Below are 14,813 nucleotides of genomic sequence, written 5' to 3' on the forward strand. Positions count from 1 at the left end.
CGGTTTGATGCAGCGGCGGTCGGCAGGGTCCCGTCGCGCGCTTGCCATTCCGGGTTGGGAACGACAGGGTAACTTTTGTGATGCGACGCGATCTTGATCATCTTCCCGCCAACAAGCGGCGCGAGCTGGAGCGGGTGCTGCAGTTGATCTTCGAGGAGTTCGAAGACGTGACTGCCTGCGCCAGCGAAGCGCGCCGCAAAGCCAGGCGGATACTCAAGGTCATTCTCTATGGCAGCTACGCGCGCGGAGGCTGGGTCGATGAACCCCATACTGCCAAGGGGTACAAGTCGGACTTCGACCTGCTGATCATCGTCAACCACAAGGACCTGACCGACCGGGTCAAGTACTGGTCCCGGCTCGATGACCGCCTCATGCGAGAGTACGGGATCACCGGAACATTGAAGACCCCGGTGAACTTCATCGTCCACACGCTAGGTGAGGTGAACGATGGGCTCGCGCATGGCCGCTACTTCTTCATGGACGTCGCCAGGGACGGCATCGCGCTTTACGAGGCTGACGATACCGAACTGCACAGCCCCAAGCCCAAGACGCCAGAGCAGGCGCTGGCAATGGCGAAAGAGTATTTCGAGGATTGGATGCCGACTGCAGCGGGTTTCCGACGTAATGCCCACCATGCAGTAAAAGATGGCGACCTGAAGCTCGCAGCATTCCTGCTTCATCAATGCACCGAACGCCTCTATCACTGCGTCTTACTTGTCGTGACATTCTACACACCGCACGTGCACAACCTTTCGTTTCTGCGTGCGCAAGCAGAGCGTATCGATCGCCGCCTCACGTATGTCTGGCCGTCCGACGATCGGAAACAGCGTGCGATGTTCGAGAAACTCAAGGAAGCTTACGTCAAGGCGCGCTACTCCAGGCACTACCGCATTACCGCCGAGGAATTGTCCTGGCTCGGTGAGCAGGTCGAGGAACTGGGCCGCGTGGTGCACACGGTCTGTGTCGAGCGCCTGACCCTGTTGGAAGCAAAGGCATCAAAAGCATGATCCTTGGCGGCAAAGCATCGTTTTCCCCGGAAAAGCCGGTTTTCGCGCGTCCAGTGGTCGGACCGGCCAAAATCGGGTTCTCAGCAAATCAAAGGGCAGTGCTACGCGCACTGGAGGATAACGCACGATTTCTCCGGTCGATGCCGCGGGACGACGGTCGACGGCCTGCGCGGGTTCGGCGAGCCGAAGCCATTATGACGCTAAGTCAAGCTGTGCCTTAGCCAGAACTCGAACATCCGGAGCGGATCCAGGGATGCACAATGGATTAAGGAAGCACCACATCGTTGCCATTGTGGCAGCGCTTCAGCTTGCCAATCCCACTGCAGCGCGCGCGCCATTGGAGAGGGCAAACACGCTTGAGCCCTTTGAAGCAGTCAGGGAGCAAGATCTGCGACTGTCGATGATCATGCGCAGGCTGATTACCGGAAACGCCGCCATTTGCCGTAACCAGATGCCGTTCACGGGACTCATTCTGCATGCGCAAAGTCAATATGACAGGCACTTTGCGGCATCGTTGGCCAAAGCGGGGTACTTCCCTGCCCCGGTAGCAGTCGAACTGGTTTTATCTGATAGCCCGGCAGCAACTGCAGGCTTGAAAGTGGGTGATGGAATAGTCGCAATCAACGATATCGCACTGCCCTTGGACGGCTCCGCCAAACGTAGCAGCATGGATCGCGACAAGGCAGAGCGATTGCTGCTTATGCAATCTGCCGATGGGCCTATCAACATCACGATACAACGAAATGGGGAGACAGCACCGAGAGTTGTCTCGCTGCAACCTCAACGGACCTGTCGAGCTCGCTGGGAAGTAACCTTCGACAAGGCGGACCTCGGCCTCTCAGACGGAGAAATTGTTCAGCTTTCGGCGCATTTCCTCGATGATCAAACCGACGATTTTGTGGCCGTCATTGCGGCCCATGAACTGGCACACGTGGTTCTCGGGCACCGCCAAAAGCTCGAGAGCCTGAATGTAAAATACACTGCCCTGTCTGCCTATGGGAGAAGCGGCAAGCTTATCCGCGCTGCCGAAGATGAAGCTGATCGCTTGAGCGTCCACCTGTTGGCCAATGCCGGTTACAATCCCGAGCTTGCAGTACAGTTCTGGGAAGGACCAGGAAAACGCTACAGCGGGGGAATCCTGCGAAGCCCGACGCACGCTTCTGCCTCCGCAAGGGCGACGGCGATCCGGCGCGAGATTGAAGGACTGGCCCCATGGTCCGGAAACAATACGAAAGCTCACGCCCCATAGATCCTTCCATCGGCATGAACCCGTTCTGTCTCCCCGCATCGTTGGCGCGTAACCGGCGAGTTGAGTCTTCGATCTTTTTTCGGACTTCTCCGTAAAGAAATGAGCTCTGACACCTTTTTGGGGGCTGGACCGGCCTGCATCAGGCAGGTTCCTCGCCTGGCACGCGCTCATCTAAGGGGGTGTCATTTTCCGGATTGGGGAATTAGAGAGTGACTGGTTCATACCGGCAACGGGGCAGTGAAAGCGGCTTGCGGCCTTGCAACACCAAAGCCAAGGATCGCGCGGCCAATGTGTCGGGCGTCCATGTGACGTAACTCTTATGCGAAAGCCCATCCCCAAATGTGCGGAATCATCGGAATCGTCGGCAAGGAACAGGTGGCAGACCGGCTGGTCGATGGCCTGCGGCGGATGGAATATCGCGGCTATGACTCGGCGGGCATCTGCACTGTCGAAGGCGGTCAGCTCGTGCGGCGGCGGGCCGAGGGCAAGCTCAATAATCTTGTGGCGGAACTGGCGCGCAATCCGGCCTCGGGCCTGATCGGCATCGCCCACACCCGCTGGGCAACGCATGGCGCGCCGACGACCAGCAATGCGCACCCCCATGCCACGGGTGAAGTCGCGCTGGTCCACAACGGCATCATCGAAAACTTCAAGCCGCTGCGCGAAGCGCTGATCGCGCGCGGCCGCACGTTCGAAAGCGAGACCGATACAGAAGTCGTCGCCCACCTCGTGTCCGAACAGGTCGAGGCGGGGCTTTCGCCGCAGGACGCGGTCAAGGCCGTGCTGCCGACCTTGCGCGGGGCCTTCGCCCTTGCCATCGCCTTCCGCACCCGTGACGACATGCTGATCGGTGCGCGTCTCGGTTCGCCGCTGGTGGTGGGCTATGGCGTGGGCGAGACCTATCTTGGATCGGACGCGCTGGCGCTCGCCCCGCTGACGCAGCGGATCACCTATCTCGAGGAGGGCGACTGGGTGGTGATCACCCGCGATGGCGCGCAGATCTTCGATGCCGAAAACAATCCGGTCGAGCGTCCCATCGTCGCCTCGGGCGCAACCGCAGCCGCGATCGAGAAGGGCAACTACCGCCACTTCATGCAGAAGGAGATCTTCGAGCAGCCGGTGGTGGTGGCACAAACGCTGCGCTCCTACCTGCGCCGGGTCGAGCAGACCGTGGCGCTGCCGCAGATCGACTTCGATCTCGCCAGCATCAACCGCGTGACCATCGTCGCCTGCGGAACGAGTTTCTACGCCGGGATGGTCGCAAAGTACTGGTTCGAACAGTTCGCGCGGCTGCCGGTGGACATCGATGTGGCATCGGAATTCCGTTACCGCGATCCCGTGCTCGAGCCGGGCGGCCTTGCCCTGTTCATCTCGCAGAGCGGTGAGACGGCAGACACGCTGGCGGCGCTGCGGCATTGCAAGGCCGCGGGGCAGACCATCGCCGTCGTCGTCAACGTGCCGACGAGTTCGATGGCCCGCGAGGCGGACCTGCTGCTGCCGACCCATGCCGGGCCGGAAATCGGCGTAGCCTCGACCAAGGCCTTCACCTGTCAGCTCGCCGTGCTGGCGGCGCTCGCGGCGCACCTTGCGGTGAAGCGCGGGCGGCTCAGCCGTGAGGAAGAGGCCGAGATCGTCGAGCAGCTGGTCGAGACTCCGGCCTGCCTCAACGCTGCGCTTGCCCACGACGAGGAGATTGCCGGCATGGCGCACCTGATCGCGCCTGCGCGCGACGTGCTCTATCTTGGCCGTGGGCCGGATTATCCGCTGGCGCTGGAAGGAGCGCTGAAGCTCAAGGAAATCAGCTATATCCACGCAGAGGGCTATGCCAGCGGCGAGATGAAGCACGGCCCCATCGCGTTGATCGACGAGGCTGTGCCGGTGATCGTGCTGGCGCCTTCCGGACCGCTCTTTGAAAAGACCGTCAGCAACATGCAGGAAGTGCGCGCGCGCGGCGGCAAGGTCGTGCTGATCTCGGACGCCGAAGGCATTGCCGAAGCGGGCGAAGGATGCCTGGCGACCATCGAGATGCCGAAGGTCCACCCGCTGATCGCGCCGCTGGTCTATGCTGTGCCGGTGCAGTTGCTCGCCTACCATGTCGCCGTGGCCAAGGACACTGACGTCGATCAGCCGCGCAACCTGGCGAAGTCGGTCACTGTCGAGTAAGCGGACCGGCACCGTTTGACCGGGCACTCGTATCAGGCGCTCCTTGTCTCACCAACGCAGAACGAACAGATTCCCGCCTTGCATCAATCCCTCATTAGCCTGCGCGACACTCGATAATAAAGGTGCTACTCCGGCTCGACCGATGCGAGCAAAATCGGAGAATCCTTAAGAGACCGAAACCCGGCCGACCTCTGTAAAGGCTGAACTGAAATCGGTGCTGCATCTCGAATCTGCGAGCACCATACGTTCCGTGGAAATTCAGCCAAACAATCACTTGTCTCTCCCGGTTCGAGCAACGGCTGCGCTCGACGGAGCGGGACATCTGCTCAGTTAGCCGACTCTCCCCGTAGCTCGACTATTAACGAGTTCAATTGAAATATGCCGGTAGCTTCGTAGTGGTAGCCGCAAGCAAACTTTACCACGCCGAGCTAAAAGGATCACGAACCTTTGAAGTGGATCTCCTGGCTATGTCAGGCCTGTAATGGAGAATGTGAGCGTGAAACCCGGATCTGGATTCTTACGGTGGTTTAGCGAAAGCCCCTTGCCACCAGAGGCCGAAAAGACATCGGAGACTCTCGCGAGCCACGCAGATCGCGAATTGCTCGAAAGAATCTCGGATTTCCTCCTTGGAAACAGGCTTGAAGTAAGCCAGGCAAATCTGCTCACGGCGCACGCCGCGTTTTCAGGCGCGGTAGTCGGCTTGGCGCGCACCATCTCGGCAAAAGTAGCTGCAGGTGAAAAAATCACCCAATCGATGATGGACCATTATGCCGTCTCCGCACTTCCTGGGAAGTCAGAGGAGTTGGACAGCCTTGCCGCCAAGGTCGAGCGCACGCTTGCCGTCTTTGAGCATACGTCCAGCTCTGCAAAAAAGAGCACCAAGGAATACGGCGAGGTGCTCCATGCCCAAGCCTCTAACCTGTCGGCAAACCTGACTCACGACCTTGTTCTGCAGAACCTCGTTGAGATCACCAAGACAATGATCGAACGGACGGATCGCATCGAAAAGGAGATGGAGCGAAGCGAGAAGGAAGCCTCCTCTTTGCGGGCAAGTCTGGAAAAAGCCCGAAGGGAAGCCGATTTGGATCATCTGACCGGCCTGGCAAATCGAAGAGCCTTTGAAGGCGTGTTTGAGTCACAATACCGTATTGCTCAATCCGAAATTGAGCCTTTAAGTGTTGCGTTTTGCGATATTGACCACTTTAAAAGTATTAACGACAAACACGGTCATGATACGGGAGATCGTGTCATACAATCTATCGCACAGGCTCTGACTCGAATTTCAGACGACAAGTGTCACGTCGCGCGGCATGGCGGAGAAGAATTCGTTCTGTTATTTCGGGGAATCTCTCTGGATGAAGCTTGGCAGAAACTTGACGATACACGGAAACAGTTTGCCGCACGCAAACTAATAAACCGGCTGACCGATGAACCGATCGGGCATGTTACCTTTTCAGCGGGCATTGCGAATGTATTTGCGTTCGATGACCGGCGCGAGGCCCTCCGAGCAGCTGACCTTGCCTTGTACAAGGCCAAGGATAGCGGACGAAATTGTATCGTTAAGGCATAAAATGGAGAGAAAGCAGACAGGCGCCGCAGAGTGTGTCAAAGACCATCCGGCTCCCGGCGCACGCTTTTTCCGATCTGTTTTAAAAGCTGACCACAGCTTCTGCCACAGAAAAGCGGTTGTGCCGGGCAGATCGTCTACACATCGACATTCCACAACCGCATAATGCCCCGCTTCGCGGTTGCGGAGGCTGTTCAACACTTCGCAGCAGTTCAGTTGTATTGAACCCAAACCTGCAAGCTTCCCGAGAATATGCCAGCTGCCGTGCTTGCATCCAGGACGATCAATCCGCCAACGATGACGGCGCTTTGTCCACTGGACCCGAGATTCCCAGGTAGAGTGACGTTACCGGCACCGATCGATGTCGTGTTGACGATGAGCGACCCGTTTGGTCCGGACAACGAAAAATTCTGAGGGACATTTACACTGATGGCCTGCCCTCCTTCTCCTGTAATGGCAAATTGGGCTGTAGTCGGCGTTAGGACAGGCAACCGCCGTACACCGGTGCCGGTTACCGATACTGTCCCCGTGCCATCGATTGAAACTGTACCGGATCCGGTTACCGGTCGGGTGATGCTCCCGAATTGGAGATCTGCAACCTTGCCAATGGTCACCGGTCTGATCACCGTGGCAACGACCGTTCCACTCATTGAGCTCGAGCCTCCGGAGCTGGGCCTTGATGCTGTAACAAGCAGACTTGCAGTTGCGGATCCTGTTGAAGCGGAGGCCTCGTTGCCGGAAATTGAGATAGTATAACCGAGTTGCAGTGTCTTGCTGCCATTTCGGCCAATTGGCCCAATTACAACTTCGGTTGAATTTCCTAAAGGTGTAGTACTCATGACTGTTGCCGACCCGGCTGATGCCGTGACAGCAGAGATGGACCCAATCCGACCCTGGGCGCTTCCTGACGGCGTTAACGTGACAATCACATTGCTAGTGTCGCAATTTGGATTGCCATTACAGGATATTGAAACAATGAAGTTGGCAGGACTATTGGTGAGCCTTACTGCGCTCCCTGAGATCAAAGCGGACGCTCCGCTCCCCGCACTGATTTCTATCTGGCTCGAACCGGAAGTTGCCGAGACAATGGTGCCGAGGTTGCCGCCGGAAACGGAATTCACCGTATAATTCTGTGCCGATGCCGGGACATGTCCGTAGAAGATGATCGTGATCGCAAGGAAGAGATATCTCATCATCTCGTCACCATCTGTACGTGTTCGCTGAAGGCGACTTCACCGGTGACGTCAACGACACTCCCATCCGCTCCCACTGTCGCAAATATCGGTTCCTTCAGCCGCATGCCGAGGCGGGCAGCCTGGTCAGCGTCGATCTCGATTGCGTACTTGCCTGGCTTCACCCCGTCGAACACGACCGTGCCATCGAATTCGGTCATGCCGGATGCGACATCGCCCTTGGGCGAAACAAGCCGCACTTTCACCGCCGAAAGGCCATTCAATGCCCCGTCCCGGCCACGGAAGCGGATGCGGGTGACCAACTCGGACGTCGGCACAAGCGGATAGTCGATCCGCGCAATTCCCCCTGAACGCGCAGCAAACGTGATGTTCTGTGGCGGAGGGGAAACAAATACGGTGTCGGTCCCCGAGATGTCGGTGCGCAGTGAAGTCATGTTGCCATCGCCGAGGCCAGTCACGAACGCCCGGCCCTGTCCATCCGTCACGGCCTTCAGTCCGCCACCCTGCACGACCACGCCGGGCACTGCTTCCTCACCCTCATCGCGCCGGCCGTTGGCATTGGCGTCGATGAAAGCCAGGAGCGCTGCGCTGGCCCCATTGGCCGGGCCCGGCGGCGTCACGCGATAGCGGCCTTTGAGCGGGTCGCGTGCTATCCCGAAGTTGAGCTGTACGCCCACGCGCCAGCGGTTCTGGCTGGTGGACCAGTCGCCGCCCAGCGTCGCGGTCGCCATCGGCAAGCGCGCGGTCAGCCCTGCCTGCAGGGCCGTATCATGCCCGGCAAAATTGCGTGTCGCACCAAGGCGCAAACTGTACCGATCGCTAATTGCCCGGTCCGCGGCAAAACCCAGCGTTTCCAGCCGGGTGCCTGGCTTGATCCCGAAATCGGCAGTGGCGCGCAGTTGCCACTTGTAGTCGATCAGCCGCATCGCACCGAGATTGGCGTTGATGCGGGTGTCGGCGAAATTGCCCTGCGTGCGGTGGCTGTAGTCGGCGCCTATGGCGAACAGGGTCTGCCCTACGCTCGCGGTGGTGCGTGCCCGGGCCGAGAGGGTCTGGCTGCCGTCGACGAACTCGGCACGGTCGAACCGCCCAGAGACTGGCAGGCCAAGCGAGCCGGGCAGCGGTACCGCCAGGTCGAAGACGACTTCGCTGTAGCGGCGCATCGGGCGCGACGGATCGAAAGCAGTGTTGGCCTCATCGGCAAAGCCCCCGCCGTATTCGACATGGCGGCCAAGGAAGCTTACGCCGGCGATGCGTCCGGCAAGGCCCAGAGACATCGCCCGCCCGCCTGTGAAGTCGCTGGCAAGGTCGGTCTGCACGGCAAGGCCGAGCAGCGAATGGCGCGCGCCAATCGAACCGATGGCGTGTGAAGTGCCGCCGAAGTCGGTGAAGCGCGAAAGACCGGCCGCGACAGTCAGGTGTTCGCTTATGCCGTGGGCGATGTTGAAAGTGGCGCGCAGATCGCCCTTGCCCTTGGCAAAGCCGCTGAGGTTGGCATCAGACAGGTCGATCACGGTCCGGTCCTGCGAAACGATGCCGAGATCAACCGTCGTCTTGCCCGCCGCAAGCTGGCCGCCTCCCACGTTGATCACGCGGGTGCGTTCGATGCGTTCTCCGCGCGGGCCATAGAGCACGACGCGCAGGGCGTTTCGGCCGCGCACCAGCGGGATGTCGTTGAATTCATAGCGTCCCTGCACGCCCGCACCGCGCTGGGCGGATCGCAGGATATCGTTGACGTAGAGCTCGGCATCATATCCCAGCGGCAGTTCTCCGCGCAGGTTGATGCGCTGGAACACGCTGGCTTCATCAATGCGCGACGATGAGAACGTGAAACCGGCCCCGCCAAGACTGCGTGAGCCGACGACCTGGGGGGGCGTGAAGACGTCGCCCAGCGCGGCAGACGTGCCACCGAGCGAGCCGAGCAGTCGTCCGTCCTCGGACCGGCGCGTGAAGGCAAGGCGGGCCGAAACCGGGTCGCCGTGGTCGTCGGTGGCGATCCAGGCGTTGAAGCCTGCTTTCAGCAGATCGCCCGCCACACGGCCTTCAAAGCGCGTGACAGAGCGGCCACCGCCGTTGATGCCTTCGCTGTTGTAGCCAAGCTCGGTCGTGAAATCGAAAGCGGGGGCGCTGACCCAGCGGTAGGGTGTTGCAACGCGCATGGCATCGTCCTGCGATTCCGGCTGCCCTGCAAGCCCTGCCATGCGGGCAAGGCGTTCGCGCTGGGCCTGCAAGGGCAGCTTTTCCGAGGCTTCGAGGGTGAGGATCATCTCGTCGGCAATCGACGTGATCTTCAGCGGCAGCAACTTGGCCACCAGCGAGGCCCGCAGGTAGATATCGGTTTCGGAGATCAGGCTGTCGGGCGGAATCAGCGCGACAACCTTGCCGCCAATAAGGGCCTGACCTGACCGCAGATCGATAGTGATGGGACGCTGGCTCTCGCCGATGCGGCCCGATGCAACGCCATTTGTAACGTCGATATCGAGCGGAAGTTCAAGCAGACGGGTGAGTTCACCGAGCGGCAGCAGCGGGTCTGTGGGGTCGCCGTACGCCGTCAGCGCCTCGCTGATGGTGGTGCCGTCAAGCTGCACGGAAAACAGCAGGAGGTCTTGCCCGTCCGCACGGATGGTGCCGAAGGCAGGTTGTGGCAAAGCCGTGCCCGATCTGCCGCTACTCTCGTCGGCAGGGCTTGCAGATGCAGCCGGTCCCGCTGGCGCGCTGCCGTTGGCAGCGGCCAGGGCCAGAATGGCCAGTGTCGTGGTCATGTCAGGAGGCGGTGTAGCTTCCGCTGGTGATCTCGACCGGCTTCTTGCCGTCGTCGGCGCTGTATGTGGCGGTTATCACTTCGCCTCGTTTCAGCGGGCGGAGCAAAGGCACGAGGGCCTGGCGTTCATCAGCTTCCGGGTAGACGGCAATACCCCGCGCCACGCCGACCACTTCCTTGGCCGTGCGCAGTTCGAGATTGCCGTAAAGCGAAGTCGTGCCCTTGCGCTGCAGGGTTACTGCAAGCGCAGGGCCATCGCGCGTGGCGGAAGGCGTTATTGCGCCAATTCCGCCGGTTGCATCGGGCGTGCCCCCCCGCACGATCAGCGGGATCGAGATGCCGAAGACGGACTGAATGCGAAGAACCAGCTCGCCCTTTTCGGCGGCAGCAGCCTGTTCGGCAGTCAGCCCCGTATCGGCGGGAGGCACCGTGGTGACGGTCAGGTGCGTGCGATACTCCGCGGTCGTGGCGGTGTCGGCCAGGGTGGCGCGAACACGAACCGTCTTGCCTTGGCCCGGTGGCAGGATCAGGCGGCTGGGTGCGGCAAGCACGAAGGGTTTGGCGGAGCGCACTTTCGCGCCAAGACCTTCGGCACCACGCTCTGCAAGGCGGCTCATCGGCACGATCTCGCCAGAGGGCAGCATGGCGTTGTCGACCAGCGCCACGTCAACCGTAACCGGCGTGGTGCCTTGGTTGAACACGTAGACCGCTTCGGTACGCTTGCTGGAATCGAAGATCACGCGGCGTGGCGTAATGTTGATATTGGCTGCGGCTGCCTGGACCGGGACGGTCACCTGGGCGTCTTGCGCCTTGGGAGCGGCGATCGGGAGCGGTGCCTGCTGGGCAGCCACCATTGCCGGCGCCAGCAAGGTCAGGAGGCCTGGCATCATCACGAGGTTGCGCTTCATGGCTCGATGACCTTCAGTTGAATTGTGCGAGGAACAGGATGGAGCTGTCGCCTGGAACATTGCCGCGCCCAGAAACACTGCCGCGCATTGCGCCGCGCAGGCGTGCGTCCGATGCGGCCGGTTGCAGCAGGTCAATGCGGTAGACGCCGCTTGCCATGACCAGGACGCCGCTGGCGTCACGGGGCATGCCCTTCTTGCCTGGCTTGCGCGGTGACATCAGCACCGAGACCGAATCTCCCGCATCGCCATTGAGGAACACCGCAGAAACGGCATCGCTCAGGATGTCGAACGAGAACCCTGCGCCAACCGGCTCGAGGATGACCACGGCTGCTTCTGCCGATGCGGGTGCTGGTGCAGCGTGGGCAACCGCCGGCGAGGCCATGATCGCGCAAGCGGCGAGGAGCGCCCTGGCAATCTGCCCGATGCGAACCTTCGATCCTGCGTCCATGGCTTGTCCCCCTCTCGCCGACGGTTGCCGTCTGCCTCGGGGAGGTGCCGCGCAGTTGCGGCAACGCTCCCCGAAGTTCCATCACTGATAGGTGACAGTCACCGTGAAGTTGCCGGTGTAGGCGCCTGAAGCCTGTGTGTCAGGCAGGCTGAACGAGCCGCCGACGTTGAGCGTGGCGGATCCTGCGGCCGCCAGGGCGCCAGAGAGAGTCACCGTGCTGCCGAAGTCGGGCAGCAACGTTACCGGGATGGTGTTGGTCCCGCTGGTCAGGGTGACCGTCGCCGGGATCGAGGTGGTGACCGATTGGCCTCCCTCGCCATCGACGGTGAACTGTGCGCGGCTGGTGGTGCTGGCAAGTGCGACGGCACCGCTGGCGGCGACAACCGAGTTGCCGGTGTTTGCCAGCGTGACCGTACCGGTGCCGCCCGTGCGCGGACGCACGATGCGGCCAAAGGCAAGGTCGCTGTTCTTGGTGATCGTCAGCGGGCGGACGATGGTGACCGACCCCGACGCAGTAGCACTGCTGGTATTTGCGGCGGTCTGGGCGAAGGCGGAACCTCCGGCCAGAAGCCCGGCGGCAATTGCCGCGCTGGCAAGATAATGTCTCATTTCAAGTCCCCTGGTACGCCGACTAGAGTCGCTGATCTTGGGTCAGCACGTCCGAACCGACCCGCGAGAAGACCTAAGGGAAATTACATAAGCAAATCTTAAAGGGTTTAAGGTATCGATTAACTATCTGAAACCTCTTCCGAATTTTTGACCCAAGCAGGCGCGCTTGGCGCATTTAGCACCGCAACTCTATGGGAGTGGTTGCCGAAACCCGGCTGCTGACTTTGTCAACACCATCTTATCGTAGGGGCAAGGAGCTAGGAAATAGAGCGGTTTCTACACGTTCTACATCGATCTGGATTAACTTTTCGGGCTCGTTGTAATTTGTCGTGATGTCGTGGACGACCCCCGCTGCGCAGGAGCCTTTCGGCAATGAGGACCTCGGTCGGGTGCATCCATTTGATCAGCTTTTACGATGCTGGACAACGCCGCGCTGAAGGATCTTCTCTCAAAAAATTGGTAACGCCCGCTGTCAGGCGCAGAGCGGTTGCTCATCTCGCGGATCATCATGGGATGAGCGAGCGGCGGGTGTGCCGTGTCATTGAAGCTGATCGCAAAAGCGTTCGCTACCAGTCCCGGCGGCCGCCGGAGACGGAGTTGCGCGCCGTTTGCGCGAGCTTGCCAACGAGCGGCGCCGGTTCGGCTATCGCCGGCTGCACATCCTGCTGCGGCGGGAAGGTGAGCCTTCGGGCATCAACCGCGTCTACCGGCTCTATCGGGAGGAAGGTCTTGGCGTTCACAAGCGTCGGACACGGCGCAGGGCCGTCGGCACACCGGCTCCGATCCTCGTCGAGGCCCGGCCCAATGCGCGCTGGAGCCTGGACTTCGTCCATGATCAGTTCGCCTGCGGCAGGCGGTTCCGCGTGCTCAACATCGCCGATAACGTGACCAGGGAATGCCTCGCCGCGATACCCGACACGTCACTCTTCGGGCACCGAATGGTGCGCGAACTGCCCGACATCATCGGCGGGCGCGGCAAGCCGGGCATGATCGTCAGCGACAACGTCCTAGGTCGGGAAGCAGCGGCGGGAAACAGCCAGCAGGTCTCGTTACGCCGATGGTGATCGGCGCTGATTGCGTTCTGATTCAGTGGCTTCCATCGTCAAGGTATGCGCTCTGGCCATAGCAAACACAGGATCCAGCGGCCTCGGCGGTCGTGATCCTCACCGTCCTTAAAATGAGATGCGGATGCCGGATGCAAGCCACGAACGTTATCTACAAGGTCGTCGTAGCGCCCTCACGGCACGATAGAGAGGGGTCCTTCCATCAGGTGTCCGCCCCTTCGACGAACGGGCGGTACTCGGCTCCCGTCTTTATGACAGCGTGCGCGACGCGCCATCTTGGCCGTGAGTGCGATCATCGCCTTGCGGCGGCCATCGGGGTCATTGCCATGGCCGGCTACATAGCGGCCAAGCTTGTCACGGAAGCTGTTGTCGCGCTGGCGGATGGCAACCTGGGTTGCCATCCAGAAGGTGCAGCGTAGCCGAGCGTTGCCGTAATTGTACAGCTTGGTCCGCCCGCGGAATGTGCCCCACTGGCAATTCGCGAGGTCAAGCCCACAGAACTTGAGGAACTGGCAGTGGTGGGCGAACCGGCGAGGGTCGCCGGCCTCGGCGACGATCGTCAGCGCGTGATCGGTACGATCCCGGGGATCATTCGTAGGAGCTGATAATCTCAATTCACGCAGAGCAAGGTGTGAGCGGTACGCTCAATCTCATCGCGCTGCCGGACGAGGCTGCGTGCTTGCGCGATGACCATCCGGAACATGGCGATCGCTACCGAATCCTCGTCGACCCGCAATGCCACCGAGACGCAGGCGGTCTCATCAATATCGTTGATTAGACGGGCCTTGAAGACCTTGCGACCGACCAGCGACCAAGCCTCACGCGCGAAGCCTCCCTGCCCCAGTGCAATCATGCTGGCTGGGGTGGGAAACCGCTCCAGCAGGGCTAGGAACCAGTCCGACCGGCTATAGCCGGCGAACCGCTCAATCTCTGGAAGGTACAACGGCAGATAGTGCGTCAGGATCCGGTGCCAGGTCTGGGTCTTGGCCTTGGAGATGGCGTCATGGGTCGTCGGCATCTCCTGCAGGTAGTCGATCTCGACCGCCAGCGGATCGACGTAACGCTGCGTGGCACCGATCAGCAGCATGTGCAGGATCACCAGCGCATCCTTGGAATCGTTCTTTTCTCAACCATTGTGCAGCGCCCCACGGGTGCGCGCAGGGCAACCGACTAAATCAGTCGCAGCTCGAAACCTGCGGAAAGCAGCCGGTGCGCCAAGGTGCGATGGTAGTTGCCGGCCGCCTCAAAGCCGACGACGATCGGGCGCCCTATGCTGCTGAGCTCGTCGGCGAGGCAATCGTAGTCAGCCTTGGTGGCCGTGATCGTCATGCGCCGCTGGCGGCCGCTTTCGGGGCGTTCAACCAATACCTCCTGCCGGTGCTTCGACATATCGATGGCTACCAATGCGGAGTCGACGGAGGGTAGAACTGCGCTTGGTCATGGTCGGTCCGTCTCCAAAGGGTTGAGTCGACAACGTCACTTTGGAGACCTGTTGGCCGATCATGGCGCCGCTTCCCAATGTGCTAAGGCACCGAGTTCATCGCCAATGCGATCCTCGCTTGGTACAAGAACAACGAGATCGAGTGGCACCACATCTCGCCGGGCAAGCCAACGCAGAACGGTTACGTGGAATACTCAACGAGACGCTGTTCTACGGCATCGATCATGCCTGTGCCGTGATCCGGGAGGGGGCGGAGGATTGCAATATTCGCCGTCCCCTCTCCTCAATCGGATACCAAACCCCAGCCAGCTACGCGAAAGCGATCTTTGCAATGGGGCCAGGCAAGCCTGACCCCATTGCAAACAAGGCGCCGAGCTAGAAAGATAGCAGATTTTTAAAGCAG

General features: G+C 60.7%; 10 protein-coding genes and 3 pseudogenes. 7 read left to right on the forward strand and 6 right to left on the reverse strand.

Features of this window, described 5'->3' with window-relative positions; genetic code table 11:
* Positions 1-80: 80 nt before the first annotated feature.
* The 4 genes from IM701_RS18305 (at position 81) to IM701_RS18320 (ending at position 5,989) form a co-directional block, all read left to right on the forward strand.
* Complete coding sequence (locus IM701_RS18305; RefSeq protein WP_193828976.1) at positions 81-1,007, forward strand: nucleotidyltransferase and HEPN domain-containing protein; 927 nt, start codon at positions 81-83, stop codon at positions 1,005-1,007.
* A 253-nt stretch (positions 1,008-1,260) separates the two neighbouring features.
* Positions 1,261-2,256: a M48 family metallopeptidase gene (locus IM701_RS18310; protein WP_193828977.1), complete on the forward strand. Its 996-nt coding sequence runs from the start codon at positions 1,261-1,263 to the stop codon at positions 2,254-2,256.
* A 339-nt stretch (positions 2,257-2,595) separates the two neighbouring features.
* Entirely contained in the window at positions 2,596-4,419 is a 1,824-nt protein-coding gene (gene glmS, locus IM701_RS18315) for a glutamine--fructose-6-phosphate transaminase (isomerizing) (RefSeq protein ID WP_193828978.1), read from the forward strand.
* A gap of 496 nt (positions 4,420-4,915) precedes the next feature.
* Positions 4,916-5,989: a diguanylate cyclase gene (locus IM701_RS18320; RefSeq protein WP_230487951.1), complete on the forward strand. Its 1,074-nt coding sequence runs from the start codon at positions 4,916-4,918 to the stop codon at positions 5,987-5,989.
* A 209-nt stretch (positions 5,990-6,198) separates the two neighbouring features.
* Here the strand turns inward: IM701_RS18320 and IM701_RS22290 are convergent, their stop codons facing one another.
* A complete protein-coding gene (locus IM701_RS22290; protein WP_370584388.1) occupies positions 6,199-6,825 on the reverse strand; it encodes a DUF4402 domain-containing protein in 627 nt (208 codons plus the stop codon).
* On the opposite strand from IM701_RS22290, the gene IM701_RS18330 reads away from it, so the two are divergent.
* The gene (locus tag IM701_RS18330; RefSeq protein ID WP_039338340.1) at positions 6,824-7,114 is read left to right on the forward strand and encodes a hypothetical protein; all 291 of its coding nucleotides are present in this window, start codon (positions 6,824-6,826) and stop codon (positions 7,112-7,114) included. The two genes, IM701_RS22290 and IM701_RS18330, sit on opposite strands and share 2 nt — an antisense overlap.
* 64 nt (positions 7,115-7,178) lie before the next feature.
* On the opposite strand, the gene IM701_RS18335 is transcribed toward IM701_RS18330, so the two are convergent.
* The 4 genes from IM701_RS18335 to IM701_RS18350 form a co-directional block, all read right to left on the reverse strand.
* On the reverse strand, positions 7,179-9,941 hold the full coding sequence (locus tag IM701_RS18335) for a hypothetical protein (RefSeq protein ID WP_193828980.1): 2,763 nt from the start codon (positions 9,939-9,941) through the stop codon (positions 7,179-7,181).
* A 1-nt stretch (position 9,942) separates the two neighbouring features.
* Complete coding sequence (locus IM701_RS18340) at positions 9,943-10,848, reverse strand: molecular chaperone (protein ID WP_052242753.1); 906 nt, start codon at positions 10,846-10,848, stop codon at positions 9,943-9,945.
* A gap of 13 nt (positions 10,849-10,861) precedes the next feature.
* A complete protein-coding gene (locus IM701_RS18345) occupies positions 10,862-11,296 on the reverse strand; it encodes a hypothetical protein (RefSeq protein WP_039338338.1) in 435 nt (144 codons plus the stop codon).
* Between the two features lie 81 nt (positions 11,297-11,377).
* A complete protein-coding gene (locus tag IM701_RS18350; RefSeq protein WP_052242752.1) occupies positions 11,378-11,905 on the reverse strand; it encodes a DUF4402 domain-containing protein in 528 nt (175 codons plus the stop codon).
* 415 nt (positions 11,906-12,320) lie between these two features.
* Between IM701_RS18350 and IM701_RS18355 the strand changes: the two are divergent.
* A pseudogene (locus IM701_RS18355) lies at positions 12,321-12,909 on the forward strand (IS3 family transposase); the annotation flags it as partial.
* A gap of 207 nt (positions 12,910-13,116) precedes the next feature.
* Here IM701_RS18355 and IM701_RS18360 read toward each other — a convergent pair.
* Positions 13,117-14,358 (reverse strand): annotated as a pseudogene (locus IM701_RS18360) (IS110 family transposase).
* Positions 14,359-14,496: 138 nt separating this feature from the next.
* On the opposite strand from IM701_RS18360, the pseudogene IM701_RS21965 reads away from it, so the two are divergent.
* Positions 14,497-14,747, forward strand: a pseudogene (locus IM701_RS21965) (transposase); the annotation flags it as partial.
* Positions 14,748-14,813: the final 66 nt, after the last annotated feature.

The organism is Novosphingobium sp. ES2-1 (genome assembly GCF_015169775.1).
Taxonomy (GTDB): Bacteria; Pseudomonadota; Alphaproteobacteria; order Sphingomonadales; family Sphingomonadaceae; genus Novosphingobium; species Novosphingobium subterraneum.

Coding starts and splice junctions, on each gene's coding strand:
- IM701_RS22290 (WP_370584388.1), bottom strand. CDS start 6,825: ATGAGTACTACACCTTTAGGAAATTCAACCGAAGTTGTAATTGGGCCA.
- IM701_RS18330 (WP_039338340.1), top strand. CDS start 6,824: ATGACTGTTGCCGACCCGGCTGATGCCGTGACAGCAGAGATGGACCCA.
- IM701_RS18350 (WP_052242752.1), bottom strand. CDS start 11,905: ATGAGACATTATCTTGCCAGCGCGGCAATTGCCGCCGGGCTTCTGGCC.
- IM701_RS18340 (WP_052242753.1), bottom strand. CDS start 10,848: ATGAAGCGCAACCTCGTGATGATGCCAGGCCTCCTGACCTTGCTGGCG.
- glmS (WP_193828978.1), top strand. CDS start 2,596: ATGTGCGGAATCATCGGAATCGTCGGCAAGGAACAGGTGGCAGACCGG.
- IM701_RS18335 (WP_193828980.1), bottom strand. CDS start 9,941: ATGACCACGACACTGGCCATTCTGGCCCTGGCCGCTGCCAACGGCAGC.
- IM701_RS18310 (WP_193828977.1), top strand. CDS start 1,261: ATGCACAATGGATTAAGGAAGCACCACATCGTTGCCATTGTGGCAGCG.
- IM701_RS18305 (WP_193828976.1), top strand. CDS start 81: ATGCGACGCGATCTTGATCATCTTCCCGCCAACAAGCGGCGCGAGCTG.
- IM701_RS18345 (WP_039338338.1), bottom strand. CDS start 11,296: ATGGACGCAGGATCGAAGGTTCGCATCGGGCAGATTGCCAGGGCGCTC.